The organism is Sphingomonas ginkgonis (assembly GCF_003970925.1).
Classification (GTDB): Bacteria; Pseudomonadota; Alphaproteobacteria; order Sphingomonadales; family Sphingomonadaceae; genus Sphingomicrobium; species Sphingomicrobium ginkgonis.
The window spans coordinates 2,465,880-2,482,806 of the sequence record NZ_RWJF01000001.1 but is presented as its reverse complement, the minus strand read 5'-3'; the positions used below and the strand labels follow the sequence as shown (position 1 = coordinate 2,482,806).

The window sequence follows — 16,927 nt, the reverse complement described above, 5'->3', positions numbered from 1 at the left end:
TCCGGCAAATGGATGCGAAGGAGGGCTTGCGCTTGTTGCAGGCCGCCGTTCACATGCGCACATGACGCCCGTGCCAGAGGCCAGCCCGCTGCCCGCCACCCAGCCCTGGTATCGCCACCTCTACGTTCAGGTGCTCGCCGCAATCGCGTTCGGCGTGCTGGTCGGCGCGCTGTGGCCGGAAGCGGGCAAGGCGCTGAAGCCGCTCGGCGATCTGTTCATCAAGGCGGTGAAGATGATCATCGCCCCGGTCATCTTCCTCACCATCGTGACCGGCATCGCAGGGATGCGCGACATCGGCTCGGTCGGGCGGGTCGCGGCAAAGACCTTCGCCTACTTTCTTTTCTTCTCGACCCTCGCGCTGGTGATCGGGCTGATCGTCGGCAATCTGGTCCAGCCCGGCGCGGCGCTCCACGCCGACCCGGCGAGCCTCGATGCCGGCAAGATCGCCGACTATACCGCCAAGGCGCACGAGACGAGCGTCCTCGGCTTCGTCAGCGCGATCGTGCCCGACAGCTTCCTCGGCGGTCTGGCCGAGGGCAACATCCTGCAGACGCTGTTCGTCGCCATCCTGTTCGGCTTCGGGCTGGCGCTCACCGGGGAGAGCGGGGCGCCGCTGCTGGGCTTGCTGGAAGAAGCCAACCTGGCCGTGTTCAAGGTCGTCGCCATCATCATGAAGGCGGCGCCGCTCGGCGCGTTCGGCGCGATGGCCTTCACCATCGGCACCTTCGGAGTGAAGGCGCTCGCCAGCCTCGCCGGGCTGGTCGCCACCTTCTACCTGACTTCGCTGCTGTTCGTGCTGGTGGTGCTCGGGACCGTGGCGTGGCTTGCCGGCTTCTCGATCCTGAGGCTGATCGCCTATCTCAAGGACGAGCTGCTGCTGGTGCTCGGCACGTCGAGCAGCGAAAGCGCGCTGCCCAGCCTCATCGAGAAGATGGAGCGGGCCGGCTGCCCCAAGTCGATCGTCGGGCTGGTCGTTCCGACCGGCTACAGCTTCAACCTCGACGGCACCAACATCTACATGACGCTGGCCGCCTTGTTCATCGCGCAGGCGACGGGGGTCCAGCTGTCGCTTGAACAACAGGTGCTGCTGCTCCTCGTCGCCATGCTCTCGTCGAAGGGGGCGGCGGGGGTCACCGGGGCCGGGTTCATCACACTCGCCGCAACCCTGTCGATTGTCCCGAGCGTGCCCGTCGCGGGCATGGCCCTGATCCTCGGCGTCGACCGCTTCATGAGCGAGTGCCGAAGCCTCACCAATTTCGTCGGCAACGCAGTGGCCACCATCGTCGTTACGCGCTGGGAGGGGCGGCTCGATCGTGAACAATTGTCCGCTGCGATGGCCGGCCGCCTGCCGCCCGTCGACCAGCGCCCCGAGGAGGCAGTCGCGTAGATGTTCAAGCCAGTCCTGACCCTGGTTGCCGCCGCGTTCGCGGCAACCGCCGTTCCCGCCGTCGCGGCCGAGAAGGCGCCGGTCGTCCTTGCCGCGGCCAGCCTGCAGGAGGCGCTCACCGACGCGGCCGCCGACTGGGGGCGCCGCGGCCATGCCAAGCCGGTGATCAGCTTCGCGGGGTCCTCCGCGCTCGCGCGGCAGATCGACAGCGGCGCGCCAGCCGACCTGTTCATCTCGGCCGACGAGGACTGGATGAACGACGTCCAGTCCAAGGGCTTCGTCCGCGCCGGCACTCGCAGCAATTTCCTCGCCAACACGCTGGTGCTGGTCGCGCCCGCATCGAGCCGGGTGCGCGTGACCATCCGCCGCGGCTTGCCGCTGGCGCAGGCGCTCGGCAACGGACGGCTGGCGATGGCCGACCCGGACGCGGTGCCCGCGGGCAAATATGGCAAGGCGGCGCTGACCAGCCTCGGAGTCTGGCCGGCGCTCGCGGGCAAGGTCGCCAAGGCCGAGAACGTCCGCGCCGCGCTGGCGCTGGTCGAACGCGGCGAGGCGCCGTTCGGGATCGTCTACGCGACCGACGCGAAGGCCAGCGGCAAGGTCCGCGTGGTGGGAGTCTTTCCCGCCGCGAGCCATCCGCCGATCGTCTATCCTATGGCGATCCTGAAGAATGCCAGCAGCCCGGCCGCCGAGCCGTTCCGTCGATTCCTCCTGTCCGGGACCGGCAAGGCCTTCTTCGCCCGGCGTGGCTTCACGGTCCGCTGATTGACCTTCGGGGCTGACCAGCTGGCGATCATCGCCCTGTCCCTCAAGGTCAGCCTCGTGGCGGTGCTGCTGACGATGCCGGTCGCCTTCGCGCTGGCGTGGGTGTTGGCGCGCACCCGCTTCCCCGGCAAGCTGCTGGTCGACGCGCTGGTCCACCTGCCGCTGGTGCTGCCGCCTGTGGTGACCGGCTGGCTCCTGCTGCTTGCGTTCGGGACGCAGGGGCCGGCCGGTCGCTGGTTGGCGAGCTGGTTCGGGCTGACCCTGATGTTCCGCTGGACCGGGGCCGCGCTCGCCGCCGCAGTGATGGCGCTGCCGCTGATGGTGCGGGCGATGCGACTGTCGATCGAGGGCGTCGACCGTCGGCTGGAGCAGGCGGCACGATCGCTCGGGGCGTCGCCGTGGCGGGCGTTCTGGACCGTCACGCTGCCGCTGTCGGTGCCGGGCCTGCTCGCCGGCGCCATGCTCGGCTTCGCCCGCTCGATCGGCGAGTTCGGCGCGACCATTACCTTCGTTTCAAACATTCCGGGGGAGACCGAGACCATCCCGCTCGCCATCTACTCGGCGCTCCAGGTGCCGGGGCGGGATAGCGACGTGCTGAGGCTGGCGATCATCGCGGTCGCGCTGTCGCTCGGCGCGCTGCTCGTCTCCGAATGGCTGGCGCGGCGGATGGGCTCGGGGCGGGACGGCCATGTCCTTTGAGGTGCGCGCCCGGCGCCGGCTGGGAGATGCCGAGATCGCCGCCGACTTCGCGAGCGACGCCCCGCTGACGGCGCTGTTCGGCCCGTCGGGCGCGGGCAAGACCAGCATCCTCAACATGGTCGCGGGCCTGCTCCGCCCGGACGAGGGGCGGATCGTCGTCGCTGGCGAAACCCTGTTTGACGGCGCGGCGGGGACGGACCTCGCGCCCGAGCGGCGCCGTGCCGGCTACGTGTTTCAGGAAGGGCGGTTGTTCCCACACCGGCGGGTCGAGGACAATCTTCGCTACGGCGAGCGGCTGGCCGCGCCGGGCACCGCCATCCTCCCGTTCGACGAGACGGTCGCCTTTCTCGGGATCACGCATCTCCTCCGACGCTGGCCCCGCAGCCTCTCCGGCGGCGAAGCGCAGCGGGTGTCGATCGGGCGGGCGCTGCTAAGCGGACCCCGCTTCCTGCTGCTCGACGAGCCGCTCGCCTCGCTCGATCGGAGCCGGCGCGAGGAGATCATGACGGTCATCGAGCGGCTGCGTGACGAGCTGCGGCTGCCGATCCTTCTGGTCAGCCACGACCGGGCCGAGGTCGAGCGGCTTGCTTCGCGAATCGTGCCTGTCGAGCATTAAACGGCGCTACTTCTTGCGGTTTACTGCATCCGTTCACCGCATTTTCTGATCCGGCTTTGTACCAACTCGGGGCAAATCTTCGGGGAAGCCCTCCGTTCCGTCTCCGAACGCAACCGGTAAAAGGCTTGATTGTCAGCCAATTATCCGCTTGGGGCTGTTAACGCCTGGCCGAGGCGCGGCTTCGCTGCAACGAATGGCGCCGCTGCGTACTGGACATGGAACGAAAAGAAACAAAAGCCAGAAGCGATTGTTTACGCATTAGTTAATAGGCGTGCGTGCGCGCTGAACAGGAGCGGGTATCATGAGGTTCACTCGGCGCGGCGGTCTGATTGCCCTGGTAGCGGTCGCGGGGAGCGGGATGGCGGGCTATTCGATGCTCGCGCCCGGCCACAAGTTCCCGATCAAGTTCGCCAACGCCAATCTGCTCGCCGCGCTGGACGCGCGGTCGCCGGGCGAGCGGCAGGCAGGCGCCCTTACCACCAAGCACAAGGTCGCCAGCGCGGCCGGGCCCAAGATGGCGATGCTCGGCGCGCACGAGCCCGCGCCCGTCGCGGCCGCCCTCGGCAGCCCGGCCCCGGTCGCCGGCGCGGTCGTCCCGGCGATCGCCGGGCCCGCCGCCGTCGTGCCCGCCACCGCCGTCGCACCGCTCCTGGCCCCCGCCGCCATCCCCGTCGCAGCGTTCGCCGGACCGGGCGCCGGCGCCTTCCTCCCGCTGCTCGCGGTTCCCGCGGCGGCGGCGATTGGGGGAGGCGGTGGCGGCGGCACCACCACGGCGGTGGTGCCCGCCCCGGACAATCCGACCCCGGCCCCGGCCGTTCCCGAGCCGGCGACCTGGCTGATGATGATCCTGGGCTTCGGCTTCCTCGGCAGCTTCCTGCGTCGCCGCCGGGCGCTCGACCAGCGCCCCGCTCGGGCCACGCTGAGCGGGACCGCCCCCGCGATCTGACATTCCGCGTCATGGGGAGGGCAGGGTATCATCAGCGATCGTCCGTCGCCGGGAGACGGCGCCGGTCGGCTGCGACCCTGTTTGCTCCTTTCTTCGTGCTTGCCGCCCTCGGCGGTTGCGACAGCCGGGCCGACGAGCCGCACTATGATGCGCCGGCGATGGCGCAGACCGGCGATCGCCTCTTCTTCCATGCCGGCACCGGGCCCAGCTTCGACGCGGGCAATGGGCAGAAGCGGCAGGTCAAGTCGCTGCTGAACATCTCGCGTCCGATGAAGTACGGCGACTTCGTCTGGAACGACAAGAATGTGCCTGCCGGTTCGGCCTGGGTGCTCGTCGACCTGCGCCGCCAGACCATGTCGGTGTTCCGCGGCGGTGCCGAGATCGGAACCGCGGTCACCCTCTACGGGGTGGACGACCGGCCTACCCCGACCGGCCGCTTCACCGTCCTCGCCCGTGCCAAAGATCATCGTTCCAGCGTCTATGATGCGCCGATGCCCTATACGCTGCGGCTGACCAACGACGGTGTCTCCATCCACGGCAGCGACGTTCGCGAGGGGCTGGGCACGCATGGCTGCCTCGGCATCCCGCTGGAATTCGCGCGGCGGGTGTTCGACCAGATCAGCCGGGGCGACGACGTCTTCATCCTGCCGGATACCGCCGGGCACGGCGATGCACCATCGCCGTCCCAGCATGTCAGCTGAGCTGGCGTCCAGTCCGAGCCTGCGGCCTTCCGCGACGCGGAGCCGGATCGCGGTTCCGCCCGGAGCGGCGCCGGTGCTGCTCGGCCTTGCCCTGCTGGTCATCCCGACCCTGGTCTCGCTGGCCCGGCTTCACTGGAGCACCGAAAGTGGCGCGCATGGGCCGCTGATCCTGGTGTCGGGGCTGTGGCTGTTGTGGCGCGAGCGGGCGGCGATCGATTGGCGTCCGGGGAGCATCAGGACGGCCTGGCTATTCCTTCTCGCGCCTCTGCTGCTGGCCTACGTCTATGGGCGTTCGCTGGCGCTACTCGGCACCGAGTCCCTTGCGCTCTACTTCGTTCTGCTGCTGCTCGGCTTCTTCTACTGGGGCCCGGCGACGATGCGGCGGCTGTGGTTCCCGATCCTGTACCTGGCCTTCCTCATCAAGCCGCCGTTCGGGCTCGTCGCGGAAGCCACCCAGCCGCTCAAGATTGCCATTTCGCAGCTTAGCGTGTCGCTGCTCCACGCATTTGGACTGCCGATCGGCGCCTCGGGCGTGGCGATCCAGATCGCGCAATATGAGTTGCTGGTGCGCCAGGCCTGCTCGGGCCTCGGCTCGCTGCTGACGCTCCTCGCCATGGGGCTGCTGTTCGTCCATCTCAGCCGCCCGGCCGGGCGCAACCCTGCCCTGTTCCTGCTGCTGGCCATCATCCCCATTGCCCTGCTAGCCAATTTTCTGCGCGTGCTCGGGCTGATCCTCCTCACCTACTATGTCGGCGACGGGGTGGCCCAGAGCTTCGCTCACGACCTTGCCGGGCTCGTCAGCTTCAGCCTGGCGATGCTCGGCATGTTCGCGGTCGACAGCCTGCTGCGGACGGGCCGCGGCGGGGCGAGCGCATGAACGCGGCGGACCGGCCGCTCAGGGCGGAGGCGCCGCTCGGCCGGCGCGAGCTGCTGGTCGGCGGGGCGCTCGCCGCTGCTGCGGTGGGCGCGGCGCTGTTGGGGCGGAGCACTCGGGCGGCGGCGGCTCGGCTGAGCGTCCCGCTGGACCGCCAGCTGCCCGACCGGCTGGCGAGCTGGAGCCGGGCGCCTTCCTCGGGCGTGCTCATCCCGCGCGCCGAGGACACCGGAAGCGACACCTACGACGATGTCGCGACCGCCTATTACGTCAGCCCGCGGCTGCCCGCGATCATGTTCCTGCTGGCTTATGGAAGCGCTCAGACCGGCACCACCCAGCTGCATCGACCCGAGGTCTGCTATCCCTCGGCAGGGTTCGAGGTGTCCGGCGGTGAGGCCTTGTCGATTCCGCCAGCGGGGATCGCGGGCCGGGCGCTCAGCGCCCGTGCGCCGGGGCGCGACGAGCAAATCCTCTACTGGACCCGGGTCGGTGACCGCTTCGCCACGTCGAACCTGGACCAGCAATGGTCGGTCTTCCGGGATTCGCTGAGCGGGAACATCCCCGATGGCGCGCTGGTGCGAATGTCGCTGCTGGGCCCGAGCCTCGCGGCGGCGCTGCCGGTGCTGGAGCACTTCGCCCGCGAACTGGTGGCCGCCGCCGCCCCGAAGCTCCGCTCGCTGCTGGTCGGACGCGCCTAGCTCCCGGGCGAGGAGCGCTGGCGCTGGTAGAAAAAATGATAGACCCACGCAGCGATGGCCAGCAGGAGCAGCACGGCCAGCCAGTGAATGCCGTGGTTACCTGCCCAGTTGACCGCCGCGCAACCGAACGAGGGAACCAGATAGTGCCACAGCCGGTCGCCACTCTCCTCCGGCTCGGCCGAGCGGATCAGGAACTGGGTCACCAGACCCGCAAAGATCAGCACGCTCACCCAGTCGTAGGCAGTCTCCACGGATGATCGGTCCTCTTGCAACGGAACGGTTGACGCCGGCGCGCCGGGCACGCCAGCAGTGGCGCGCACCAGCCCTATACAGCGTTTCGGTCGCAATTCTGTTGCTCACGACCGGCTGCGAGCAGGCTCCGCCGAGCGGCCAGGTGCTGGCGAGGGTGGACGGGGAGGAGATCACCGGCGGCGAACTGCGGGTCGAGGCGCAGGCGCGTGGCCTGTCGATCCGGGATGCCGCGACCCGCAACGCGCTCCTGGGCGAGCTGGTCGATCGCAAGCTGCTGGTCCGCGAGGCACGCCGCGAGCGGCTCGACCGGGTGCCCGACTATATCCTGAACAGCCGGCGGTCGGACGAGGTGCTGCTGGCCCAGCAGCTGCTCGCGGCGCGGTCTCCGAACCGGACAGTTCCCGACGACGTGGCGCGGCAACTGGTGCGCGACAATCCGCAGATGTTCGACCGACGCGCGATCGTCACCGTGGATCAGCTCAGCTACGCGGTGGGACCCAGGCCGCTGCCGCCGCCTCCCCGGACCAAGGCAGAGCTGGACGGGCTCGAGCGAGCGTTACGGGCGGCCCATGTCCCGTTGCAGCGCTCGCAGCAGCGGTGGGACACGGCCGAACTGTCGGCTGCGGCGGGCAAGCTGCTGGCCAGTCTGACGGCCGGCCAGCCGTTCGCGCTGGAGGATGGCGGGCGGGTGTTCGTGGGACAGCTACTTGCCGTCCAGCCGCAGCCGGTGCCTGCCGCCGACCAGCTGGCGTCCGCGCGGGCGCGGCTGCAGGCCGAAGCCGACCGGAAACTGCTGGCGCGGCTGACCGACCAGGCCCGGGACGGTGCCGAGGTCAGCTACCAGCCCGGGTTCGAGCCGGGCAGCTGATCGGCGCGGGCCGGCTTGTCGGCGGCTGCCCGGGTGAGCGATAGGGCGGGGAGGAGGTCGGACTTGCCTGGCACCGTGAGCCTTGGTCATCTGCAGCGTCTCGAAGCCGAAAGTATCCACATCCTCCGCGAGGTAGTGGCGGAGTGCGAGCGGCCGGTGCTGCTCTATTCGGTGGGCAAGGACTCGGCGGTGATGCTGCATCTGGCGCGCAAGGCCTTCTACCCCGCGCCGCCGCCATTCCCGCTGCTCCATGTCGACACGACGTGGAAGTTCCGGGCGATGTACGAGCATCGCGACCGGGTGGCGCAGGAGAGCGGGATGGAGCTCATCGTCCACCATAATCCCGAGGCGCGCGCGCGTGGGATCAACCCGTTCGACCATGGCGCGCTCCACACCGATTTGTGGAAGACGGAAGGGCTCAAGCAGGCGCTCGACCGGCATGGCTTCGACGCGGCGTTCGGGGGCGCCCGGCGCGACGAGGAGAAGAGCCGCGCCAAGGAGCGGATCTTCTCCTTCCGCTCGGCCAGCCACCGCTGGGACCCGAGGAACCAGCGCCCCGAACTGTGGGATCTCTACAATGCCCGCAAGGGCCGCGGCGAGAGCATCCGGGTGTTCCCGCTCAGCAACTGGACCGAGCTCGACGTCTGGCAGTACATCGACGCGCAAGCCATCCCGATCGTCCCCCTCTACCTCGCCGCGCCGCGCCCGACGGTGGAGCGCGACGGGCTGCTGCTGATGGTCGACGACGAGCGGTTCCGCCTGCGCGAGGGCGAAGTGCCGGTGACCCGCTCGATCCGCTTCCGCACGCTGGGCTGCTATCCGCTGACCGGGGCGGTCGAGAGCACGGCGGCGACGCTGCCCGAGGTCATCCAGGAGATGCTGGTCGCTACCACGTCGGAGCGGCAGGGGCGGGCGATCGACCATGACAGCTCGGGCTCGATGGAGCGCAAGAAGCAGGAGGGGTATTTCTGATGCGCCACGGGCCGCGCAGCGTTCCGAAGCGTCAGCCCTCGCGCAAGCGGGGGCCGGTCGTGAGGGCCGACCCATGCAGCTGGACCCCCGCCTGCGCGGGGGTGACGAGGGGATGGTGATGGCGACGATGCCTGAACTGGCCGCCGCCGACCCGGCCCGCGCCGAGCTCGACGCCTATCTCGCCCGGACCGCCAGCCGCTCGCTGCTGCGGTTCATCACCTGTGGCAGCGTCGACGATGGCAAGTCGACGCTGATCGGGCGGCTGCTCTACGACAGCAAGCAATTGTTCGAAGACCAGCTCGCCGCGCTGGAACGCGACAGCCGCCGCCACGGCACGCAGGGCGAGAACATCGACTTCGCGCTGCTGGTCGACGGGCTCGCGGCCGAGCGCGAGCAGAGCATCACCATCGACGTCGCCTATCGCTACTTCGCGACCGACCAGCGCAAGTTCATCGTCGCCGACACGCCGGGCCACGAGCAGTACACCCGCAACATGGTGACCGGCGCCTCGAGCGCCGACCTTGCCGTCATCCTGGTCGATGCGCGCAAGGGCGTGCTGACCCAGACCCGCCGCCACAGCTATCTCGTCCACCTGCTGGGCATCCGCCACCTCGTGCTCGCCGTGAACAAGATGGACCTGGTCGGCTTCGACCAGGCCCGCTTCGACGCCATCGTCGCCGACTACTGCGCCTTCGCCGAGCAGGCCGGCATCCAGCGCTTCACCGCCATCCCGCTCTCGGGCCTGACCGGCGACAACGTCACCACCCGATCCCAACGCATGCCCTGGTACGAAGGCCCCGCGCTGCTCGAGCAGCTGGAAGGCGTCGAGCTCGAGGAAGGGCGTGAACAGGCGGCCGCCTTCCGCATGCCGGTGCAATGGGTGAGCAGGCCCGATCTCGACTTCCGCGGGTTCGCCGGGCGGATCGTCTCCGGGACGGTCTTGCCCGGGGACCCGATCCGGGTCCTCCCGTCGGGCCGGACCACGACGATCGAGCGCATCGTGACCTTCGACGGTGACCTACCCGAGGCAGTGGCGGGGCAATCGGTGACGCTCACCCTCGCCGACCCGATCGACTGTTCGCGCGGCGACGTGGTGGTCGCTGCGGCCGAGCCGCCAGCGGTCGCCGACCAGTTCGAGGCGACGCTCGTCTGGATGGCCGAGGAGGCGCTGCTGCCCGGCCGTGCCTACTGGCTGAAGCTGGCGACGCAGACCGTCGGCGCGACCGTCCAGGCGCCCAAATATGAGGTCAACGTCAACACGCTGGAGCAGCTCGCGGCCAAGACGCTGGAGCTGAATGCGATCGGGGTGGCGAACATCGCGACCGATCGGCCGATCGTCTTCGAGCCCTATGCCGAGAGCCGCAGCCTCGGCGGCTTCATCCTGGTCGACAAGCTAAGCCATGCGACGGTCGCCGCCGGGCTGATCCGCTTCGCGCTGCGCCGCGCCCAGAATATCCACTGGCAGCCGCTCGATGTCAGCCGCGAGACCCACGCCGCGCTGAAGAACCAGAAGCCTGCGGTGCTGTGGTTCACCGGACTATCCGGCGCCGGCAAGTCGACCATCGCCAATCTGGTCGAGAAGAAGCTCGCGCGGATGAACCGGCATACCTTCCTGCTCGACGGCGACAATGTCCGGCATGGGCTGAGCCGCGACCTCGGCTTCACCGACGCGGATCGCATCGAGAACATCCGCCGGGTGGGCGAGGTCGCGCGGCTGATGACCGATGCCGGTCTGATCGTGATTACCGCCTTCATCTCCCCGTTCCGGGCGGAGCGGGACATGGTCCGGCGGATGATGGCTCCGGGCGAGTTCATCGAGGTGCACATCGACACCCCGCTGGCGGAGGCCGAAGCGCGCGACGTCAAGGGCCTCTACGCCAAGGCGAGGAGCGGCCAGCTCGCCAACTTCACCGGGATCGACAGCCCCTACGAGCCGCCTGAAGATCCCGATCTGCGTATCGACACCACCGCGATGAGCGCGGAGGAGGCCGCGGAGCAGATCGTTCGGCGCCTGATCGGCTGATTGGCGGGCCTGAACGCCGCGGCTTGGGTCGCCGGCGTTTCGCTGTTAAGCGGCGCCCATGCTGACCATCAACGACGTCACGGTGCGCCTCGGCGGGCGCACGATCCTCGATCGCGCCAGCGCCACCATTCGGCCACGCAGCCGGGTCGGGCTGATCGGGCGCAACGGCGCGGGCAAGTCGACGCTGATGAAGGCGATCATCGGCCAGATCGAGCCCGACGGCGGCCAGATCGACATGCCGCGCCGGACCCGCCTCGGCTACATCGCGCAGGAGGCGCCGAGCGGCTCGGCTTCACCCTTCGACACGGTGCTCGCGGCCGACAAGGAGCGAGCGGCGCTGATGGAGGAGTCCGAGACCTGCACCGACATGGACCGGCTCGGGGACGTTCACGACCGGCTGCTGGCGATCGACGCCTATGGCGCGCCGGCGCGCGCATCGCGGATCCTGCTTGGGCTCGGGTTCGACGAGGAGATGCAGGCGAGACCGCTCGACAGTTACTCGGGCGGCTGGAAGATGCGGGTCGCACTGGCCGCGCTGCTGTTCTCCGAACCCGACGTGCTGCTGCTCGACGAGCCGTCCAACCACCTCGACCTCGAGGCGACGCTGTGGCTGGAGAATTTCCTGAAGAGCTATGCCGGCACGCTGGTGGTGATCAGCCATGAGCGCGATCTTCTGAACAACGTCGTCGACACGATCCTCCACCTCGAGCGGGGCAAGATCACGCTCTATGCCGGTGGCTATGACGACTTCGAGCGCCAGCGGGCCGAGCGGGCGGCGCAGCTGGCCGCCGCCAAGGCCTCGCAGGACGCCCAGCGAGCGCGGCTGCAGGACTATATCGCCCGCAACAGCGCCCGCGCGTCGACCGCCAAGCAGGCGCAGTCTCGCGCCAAGATGCTGGCCAAGATGCAGCCGATCGCGGCCATGGCCGAGGATCCGAGCCTGAGCTTCGCATTTCCCAGCCCGAGCGAACTTCGACCGCCGCTGATCACGCTCGAGATGGCGGCGGTCGGCTATGCGGAAGCAACGCCCGTGCTGCGCTCGCTCAACCTCCGGATCGATCCCGACGACCGGGTCGCGCTGCTGGGCCGCAACGGCAACGGCAAGACCACGCTCGCCCGGCTGCTGGCCGCCCAGCTGGCCCCGATGGAGGGCGAAATGAATGCGTCGGGGAAAATGAAGGTCGGCTACTTCACCCAGTACCAGGTGGAGGAGCTGCACGGCGACGACACGCCGCTGCAGCACATGAGCCGGGCGATGGAAGGAGCGACGCCGGGCGCGGTCCGCGCGCAGCTCGGACGCTTCGGCTTCTCCGGCGACAAGGCGATCACCGCGGCTAGCAAGCTGTCGGGCGGCGAGCGGGCCCGCTTGGCGCTGGCCCTGATCACCCGCGAAGCGCCGCACCTGCTGATCCTCGACGAGCCGACCAACCACCTCGACGTCGATGCGCGCGAGGCGCTGGTGCAGGCGCTCAACGATTACGAGGGTGCGGTCATCCTAATCAGCCACGACCGGCACATGGTCGAGCTGACCGCCGACCGGCTGGTGCTGGTCGAGCAGGGCGCGGCGGTCGATTACCCGGGAAGCATCGACGATTATATCGACCTGGTGCTCGGGCGGAACCAGCCGAGCACGCCGGCAGGGCCCAAGGCCAAGGTCGATCGCAAGGCGGCCGCCAAGGCGCGCGACGAGGTCAAGGCCTTGCGCAAGGCGGCGGCCGACGCCGAGCGGGAGAGCCAGAGGCTTGCCGCGGAATGCTCCGCTCTCGATGCCGTGATGGCCAACCCGGCGAAGGCCGATCCGGCGCTGGCGACGCTGCCGATGAGCGAGCTGTCGCGCCGGCGGGCGGCCGCGGCGGCCGCGCTCGCGATCGCGGAAGCGCGGTGGCTTGAAGCGAGCGAGCTGATCGAACACGCCGCCTGAGCAGGGTCGGTCAATCTCTGGTTGCGCCGTCCCGCGGGACCGTCCAGACCCCGGACGTGCCCTGCTTCGTTCCCCGTCCGGCCTGAGCCTTGGCCACGCTGATCGACGACCCGCCTGCCGAGACCAGCCATGGCGCGCGGGTCGAGGTTATCGGGCTAAGCAAGTCCTTCGGCGGCACGGTGGCGCTAACGCCGGCCGACCTCACCGTCGACGCGGGCGAGTTCCTGGTCATCGTCGGGCCGTCAGGATGCGGCAAGTCGACCCTGCTGCGGCTAGTCGCCGGGCTTGAGGAGCCGAGCGCGGGCCGGATCCTCATTGGCGAGCGCGACATGACCCACGCGGCGCCGGCGGATCGCGGCCTGGCGATGGTGTTCCAGTCCTATGCGCTCTACCCGCATCTCACGGTGGCGGAGAACATCGGCTTCCCGCTGCGCGTCGCTCGTCGCGGGAAGGCGGAGATCGCGGCGCGCGTTCGCGAGGTGGCCGACCTGCTCGAGCTCGGCGACCTGCTCGGCCGCCGTCCGGCGGCGTTGTCGGGCGGACAGCGGCAGCGGGTCTCGATCGCCCGCGCGATCGTCCGCGAACCCTCGGTGCTGCTGCTCGACGAGCCGCTGTCCAACCTCGACGCCGAGCTGCGGGTGCGGATGCGGCACGAGTTCGCCCGGCTCCACGCGCGGCTCGGCTCGACGATGATCTACGTCACGCACGACCAGCTCGAGGCGATGACGCTGGCCAATCGCATCGTGGTGATGAACGCCGGTCGGATCGAGCAGGTCGGCGCGCCGCTCGAACTCTATGACGCGCCAGCGAGCCTTGCCGTGGCCCGCGCGATCGGGTCGCCGGGAATGAACCTCCTCCCGGGCCAGACGACCGACGATGGCGCCGTACGGCTGGTGGACGGAACGCGGCTGGGAACGGCGACGACGCTGCCGCCCGGCTCGGCGGTGACGGTGGGGATCCGGCCCGAGCACCTCGTGCCGGCAGAAGAAGGGCTGTTCGGTGGTCCGGTCGAGCTGTTCGAGCGCCTTGGTCCACTGTCGTTCGCGCATCTCGGGGGGACCGACACCGAACATGCGCTGGTCGCGCAGCTGCCGGGGGACCGGCGGGTCACCCTTGGCGAGACGCTTCGCTTCGGCATCGATCCGACGCGCGTCCACCTGTTCGGGCCGGACGGCAACCGGCTGCCACCCCGCTAGCCCTTGACGCTGCCGCCGAGCAGCCCGGTGATGTAGTAGCGCTGGAGCGCGAGGAAGACGGTCAGCACGGGCAGGGTGGTGACCACGGCGGCTGCCATCATCAGCTCGCCGTCCGCCGCATGCTCGCGACCGATGCCGGCAATCGCGACCGGGAGGGTGAAGCGGTGCTGGTCGGCGAGCACGATCAGCGGCCACAGGAAGTCGTTCCAGCTGCCCAGGAACATGAAGAGCGACAGGGTCGCGGTGACCGGCGCCAGCAGCGGCAGGATGATCGAGACGAAGATGCGGATCTCGCTCGCGCCGTCGAGCCGCGCAGCGTCGACCATCTCGTCAGGGATCGCCAGGGTCGCTTGGCGGACGAAGAGGACGGCGAAGATGCCGGCAAGGCTGGGCAGGATCACGCCGGCGTAGCTGTTGACCAGCCCGACCTGCTTGAGCATCAGGAACAGCGGCAGCATGGCGACTTGGCCCGGGATGACCAGCGATCCGATCAGCGCCCTCAGCAGCGCGGCGCGGCCCCTGAACTCCAGCTTGGCGAAGGCGTAGCCTGCGGGCACCGTCAGGAGCAGCCCGAGCAGGGTCGAGGCCGCGGCGACGAACAGGCTGTTCCACAGCGCGGGCAGGACCCGATAGTCGAACCAGGCGCCGTCGATGTAGCGGCGCACGAGCAGCTCGTAATAATTCTCCCACGACCAGCGGCTCGGCCAGAACGGCGGCGGAAAATGGCTCGATTCACCACGCGGCATGAAGGACACGGTGACCATCCATGCGAGCGGCAGCAGCGTGACGGCGGTGAGCAGCGCGACTGCGCCATTGGCGAGGATCGTGCGGAGCAGCTTGCGGCGGTCCACTACAGCCACTCGTAGCGGCGCCCGAGCCGCGTCTGGACGAGCGTGACCGCGAGCGTCAGCACGAAGAGGATCAGCGCGACCGCCGAGGCCAGCCCGAGGTTCCACCACTGGAAGCCTTCGTTGAACATGAAGTAGAGCACCGTCACCGTGCTCTGCGACGGGCCGCCCATCGTCATGACGTACGGTTCGGCGAACAGTTGGAAGAAGCCGGCGATGCTGAGGACTGCGGCGAGCAGCAGGGTCGGCCCGATCGCCGGAAGGGTGACGTGGCGGAACCGCTCCCACGCGGAAGCACCGTCGAGGCGGGCCGCTTCCATCAGGTCGGCCGGCACGGCCGCGAGCGCGGCGGTGAACACGATCATATTGTAGCCGAAAATCTTCCACGTCACGAAGAGGAGGATGGCGGGGATGGCGGTGTGGGGGTTGCCGAGCCAGTCAACCGGCCCGATCCCGACCGCCCCGAGCGCATAGTTGAGCAGCCCGTAGCGGGTGTTGAGGACGTAGCGCCATACGACGGCGGTGGCGACGACGCTGGTGACATAGGGGGCGAACAGCGCGACCCGCCATAACGGCTTCCAACGGACCGTTGCCTCGTTGAGCAGCAGCGCGGCGAGCAGCGAGGTGCCGACCGCCATCGGTACGCCGAACAGCGCGAACAGCAGCGTGTTGCCGAGCGCGCGCCAGAACAAAGGTGTGGTGAGCAGGGCGGTGAAGTTGCCGAGCCCGATGAACGACAGGTTGGACCAGCTCGCCAGCGCATAGACGCTGTAGTCGGTGACGCTGAGCGCGAGCGCCAGCAGGGTCGGGAGGATGAAGACCAGGACGATGATGGTCAGGACCGGCGCGGTGAACAGCCAGGCGGTGCGTTCCTGCCGGGTCATGCGAGCCGTCCCGCCTCGACCAGCGCGCGGCGCTTGGCGAGGATCCGGTCGACATGGCGGTCGGCCTCGGCGAGCCCCTGATCGACGCTGAGCTGGCCGCGCACGACCCGTTCGGCGATCAGCTGCACCTCGGTCTGGATCTGCTCCCACTCGACCACCCGCGGCGTGGTCGCGATCTCGCGGACCTGGGCCGCGAAGGGAGCGAGGATCGGCGCCGAGGTCTCGAGCGACGCCCAGGCACTGCGCCGGGCGGGCAGGTTGCCGATCAGCGACGCGAAGCGAAGCTCGCTGGCCGGGGACGTGAGGTGGGCAACCAGCCGCCACGCGTCGGCTTGTCGCGGCGAGGCGGCCGACACGCACAGGCTGACGTCCTCGGCAGTGGCACGGGTCGGGCCGTCCGGACCGGCGAGCCGCGCCGTACCCCAGCGCTCCGCCGGCAGCTCGGCCCGGCGGCGGTGAAGGTCGAGCAGCAGCGTCGGGCCGGTCGGCCAGACCGCGAATTGCCCCTGCGCCAGCGCCGCGAGCGGATCCTGGACTTCGGTGGAGAGGACCTTCGGCGCGTAGCCGTCGGTGAACAGCGAGACATAGTAGGCGAGCGCCTCGCGCGCCTCGGGCGTCTGAAAGTGACCGCGCGTGTTGCGATCGCGGAGCATGGGCGCGCCGGTCTGGATCATCATCGTGATCAGCGTCTGCGGCCAGTTGAGCAGCATCAGGAAGGCGAAGTCGTCGGGGCGCCGGCGCTTGAGCGCGGCCCCCATCCGCCGCCACTCCCCCCAGCTTTCGGGCGCTGCCGGGTAGCCAGCGTCCGCCAGGAGGTCGCGGCGGTAGAACTGGACGGGCGGAGCCGCCGACCAGGGCACGGCGAAGGCGGTCCCGCCGACCCGGGTCCCGTCGAGCAGACCGGGCACCAGGTCGGCGAGCAGGGCCGGGGAGGGGACCGGCGCGATAGCGCCGATCATCGCGAACTCCCCGATCCAGCCGTTGGACAGCATCAGCACGTCCGGCAGCGCGTTGCCGGCGTGCGCGGTGAGCAGCTTCTGGTGCGCTTCGGTCCAGGGCACCGACTGGACGTCGACGTCGATCCCGGTGGCGCGGGTGAAAGCCGGCATCAGCATCGGCGAATAGTCGCCCTGGTAGCTCATCGCCCACAGGCTCAGCCGGTTGGGCGAGCCGACGGCGGAGCAGCCCGCCGCCAGCGTGGCCGCCGCGCCGGACAGCAAGGTCCGTCGGCTGAGACTAGGGTCGCAGGCGGTCACCGGAACCGGTGGGAGCAGGGC

At 69.6% G+C, this 16,927-nt stretch carries 17 protein-coding genes; 13 read left to right on the top strand and 4 right to left on the bottom strand.

What is annotated here, in order from left to right; all coding sequences use genetic code 11:
• Nucleotides 1-61: 61 nt before the first annotated feature.
• From HMF7854_RS11905 to HMF7854_RS11870, 8 genes are all read left to right on the top strand, one after another.
• Nucleotides 62-1,387 (top strand): dicarboxylate/amino acid:cation symporter, encoded by a 1,326-nt coding sequence (locus HMF7854_RS11905; RefSeq protein ID WP_126719290.1) that lies wholly within the window; start codon nucleotides 62-64, stop codon nucleotides 1,385-1,387.
• Complete coding sequence (modA, locus tag HMF7854_RS11900; protein ID WP_126719289.1) at nucleotides 1,388-2,152, top strand: molybdate ABC transporter substrate-binding protein; 765 nt, start codon at nucleotides 1,388-1,390, stop codon at nucleotides 2,150-2,152.
• A complete protein-coding gene (gene modB, locus HMF7854_RS11895; protein ID WP_126719288.1) occupies nucleotides 2,153-2,851 on the top strand; it encodes a molybdate ABC transporter permease subunit in 699 nt (232 codons plus the stop codon).
• On the top strand, nucleotides 2,841-3,467 hold the full coding sequence (locus tag HMF7854_RS11890) for an ATP-binding cassette domain-containing protein (protein WP_126719287.1): 627 nt from the start codon (nucleotides 2,841-2,843) through the stop codon (nucleotides 3,465-3,467). The genes modB and HMF7854_RS11890 overlap by 11 nt, the downstream gene beginning before the upstream one ends.
• Nucleotides 3,468-3,768: 301 nt before the next feature.
• Entirely contained in the window at nucleotides 3,769-4,413 is a 645-nt protein-coding gene (locus tag HMF7854_RS16085; RefSeq protein WP_126719286.1) for a PEPxxWA-CTERM sorting domain-containing protein, read from the top strand.
• Nucleotides 4,414-4,508: 95 nt separating this feature from the next.
• Nucleotides 4,509-5,114 (top strand): L,D-transpeptidase family protein, encoded by a 606-nt coding sequence (locus tag HMF7854_RS11880; protein ID WP_239016961.1) that lies wholly within the window; start codon nucleotides 4,509-4,511, stop codon nucleotides 5,112-5,114.
• Complete coding sequence (gene xrt, locus HMF7854_RS11875) at nucleotides 5,104-5,991, top strand: exosortase (RefSeq protein ID WP_185829265.1); 888 nt, start codon at nucleotides 5,104-5,106, stop codon at nucleotides 5,989-5,991. The genes HMF7854_RS11880 and xrt overlap by 11 nt, the downstream gene beginning before the upstream one ends.
• Complete coding sequence (locus tag HMF7854_RS11870; RefSeq protein WP_126719283.1) at nucleotides 5,988-6,686, top strand: exosortase C-terminal domain/associated protein EpsI; 699 nt, start codon at nucleotides 5,988-5,990, stop codon at nucleotides 6,684-6,686. The genes xrt and HMF7854_RS11870 overlap by 4 nt, the downstream gene beginning before the upstream one ends.
• On the opposite strand, the gene HMF7854_RS11865 is transcribed toward HMF7854_RS11870, so the two are convergent.
• Nucleotides 6,683-6,937, bottom strand: a complete 255-nt coding sequence (locus tag HMF7854_RS11865; RefSeq protein ID WP_126719282.1) for an XrtV sorting system accessory protein — start codon at nucleotides 6,935-6,937, stop codon at nucleotides 6,683-6,685. The two genes, HMF7854_RS11870 and HMF7854_RS11865, sit on opposite strands and share 4 nt — an antisense overlap.
• Before the next feature lie 101 nt (nucleotides 6,938-7,038).
• Here HMF7854_RS11865 and HMF7854_RS11860 point away from each other — a divergent pair, with 101 nt between their 5' ends.
• The 5 genes from HMF7854_RS11860 to HMF7854_RS11840 all read left to right on the top strand — a co-directional run bounded on the left by HMF7854_RS11860 (nucleotide 7,039) and on the right by HMF7854_RS11840 (nucleotide 13,918).
• The gene (locus HMF7854_RS11860) at nucleotides 7,039-7,806 is read left to right on the top strand and encodes a hypothetical protein (protein ID WP_126719281.1); all 768 of its coding nucleotides are present in this window, start codon (nucleotides 7,039-7,041) and stop codon (nucleotides 7,804-7,806) included.
• 33 nt (nucleotides 7,807-7,839) lie between these two features.
• Nucleotides 7,840-8,778 (top strand): sulfate adenylyltransferase subunit CysD, encoded by a 939-nt coding sequence (gene cysD / locus HMF7854_RS11855; RefSeq protein WP_126719280.1) that lies wholly within the window; start codon nucleotides 7,840-7,842, stop codon nucleotides 8,776-8,778.
• A gap of 112 nt (nucleotides 8,779-8,890) precedes the next feature.
• A complete protein-coding gene (gene cysN / locus HMF7854_RS11850; RefSeq protein WP_126720200.1) occupies nucleotides 8,891-10,801 on the top strand; it encodes a sulfate adenylyltransferase subunit CysN in 1,911 nt (636 codons plus the stop codon).
• A 58-nt stretch (nucleotides 10,802-10,859) separates the two neighbouring features.
• Nucleotides 10,860-12,722 (top strand): ABC-F family ATP-binding cassette domain-containing protein, encoded by a 1,863-nt coding sequence (locus HMF7854_RS11845; protein WP_126719279.1) that lies wholly within the window; start codon nucleotides 10,860-10,862, stop codon nucleotides 12,720-12,722.
• An 89-nt stretch (nucleotides 12,723-12,811) separates the two neighbouring features.
• Nucleotides 12,812-13,918, top strand: a complete 1,107-nt coding sequence (locus HMF7854_RS11840) for an ABC transporter ATP-binding protein (RefSeq protein WP_239016959.1) — start codon at nucleotides 12,812-12,814, stop codon at nucleotides 13,916-13,918.
• Here the strand turns inward: HMF7854_RS11840 and HMF7854_RS11835 are convergent.
• Genes HMF7854_RS11835 through HMF7854_RS11825 form a run of 3 tightly spaced genes read right to left on the bottom strand, consistent with a single transcriptional unit; the run spans nucleotide 13,915 to nucleotide 16,906 of the window.
• Complete coding sequence (locus HMF7854_RS11835) at nucleotides 13,915-14,769, bottom strand: carbohydrate ABC transporter permease (protein ID WP_239016958.1); 855 nt, start codon at nucleotides 14,767-14,769, stop codon at nucleotides 13,915-13,917. The genes HMF7854_RS11840 and HMF7854_RS11835 overlap by 4 nt on opposite strands.
• Nucleotides 14,769-15,650, bottom strand: coding sequence for a carbohydrate ABC transporter permease (locus HMF7854_RS11830; RefSeq protein ID WP_126719278.1), 882 nt, complete (start codon nucleotides 15,648-15,650; stop codon nucleotides 14,769-14,771). The genes HMF7854_RS11835 and HMF7854_RS11830 overlap by 1 nt, the downstream gene beginning before the upstream one ends.
• Entirely contained in the window at nucleotides 15,647-16,906 is a 1,260-nt protein-coding gene (locus tag HMF7854_RS11825) for an extracellular solute-binding protein (RefSeq protein WP_126719277.1), read from the bottom strand. The genes HMF7854_RS11830 and HMF7854_RS11825 overlap by 4 nt, the downstream gene beginning before the upstream one ends.
• Between the last annotated feature and the right edge of the window lie 21 nt (nucleotides 16,907-16,927).

What these genes read in the sequence shown, in the direction of transcription:
- xrt (WP_185829265.1), top strand. Translation starts at nt 5,104, where the DNA reads ATGTCAGCTGAGCTGGCGTCCAGTCCGAGCCTGCGGCCTTCCGCGACG.
- HMF7854_RS11830 (WP_126719278.1), bottom strand. Translation starts at nt 15,650, where the DNA reads ATGACCCGGCAGGAACGCACCGCCTGGCTGTTCACCGCGCCGGTCCTG.
- HMF7854_RS16085 (WP_126719286.1), top strand. Translation starts at nt 3,769, where the DNA reads ATGAGGTTCACTCGGCGCGGCGGTCTGATTGCCCTGGTAGCGGTCGCG.
- cysN (WP_126720200.1), top strand. Translation starts at nt 8,891, where the DNA reads ATGGTGATGGCGACGATGCCTGAACTGGCCGCCGCCGACCCGGCCCGC.
- modA (WP_126719289.1), top strand. Translation starts at nt 1,388, where the DNA reads ATGTTCAAGCCAGTCCTGACCCTGGTTGCCGCCGCGTTCGCGGCAACC.
- HMF7854_RS11905 (WP_126719290.1), top strand. Translation starts at nt 62, where the DNA reads ATGACGCCCGTGCCAGAGGCCAGCCCGCTGCCCGCCACCCAGCCCTGG.
- HMF7854_RS11890 (WP_126719287.1), top strand. Translation starts at nt 2,841, where the DNA reads ATGTCCTTTGAGGTGCGCGCCCGGCGCCGGCTGGGAGATGCCGAGATC.
- HMF7854_RS11870 (WP_126719283.1), top strand. Translation starts at nt 5,988, where the DNA reads ATGAACGCGGCGGACCGGCCGCTCAGGGCGGAGGCGCCGCTCGGCCGG.
- HMF7854_RS11845 (WP_126719279.1), top strand. Translation starts at nt 10,860, where the DNA reads ATGCTGACCATCAACGACGTCACGGTGCGCCTCGGCGGGCGCACGATC.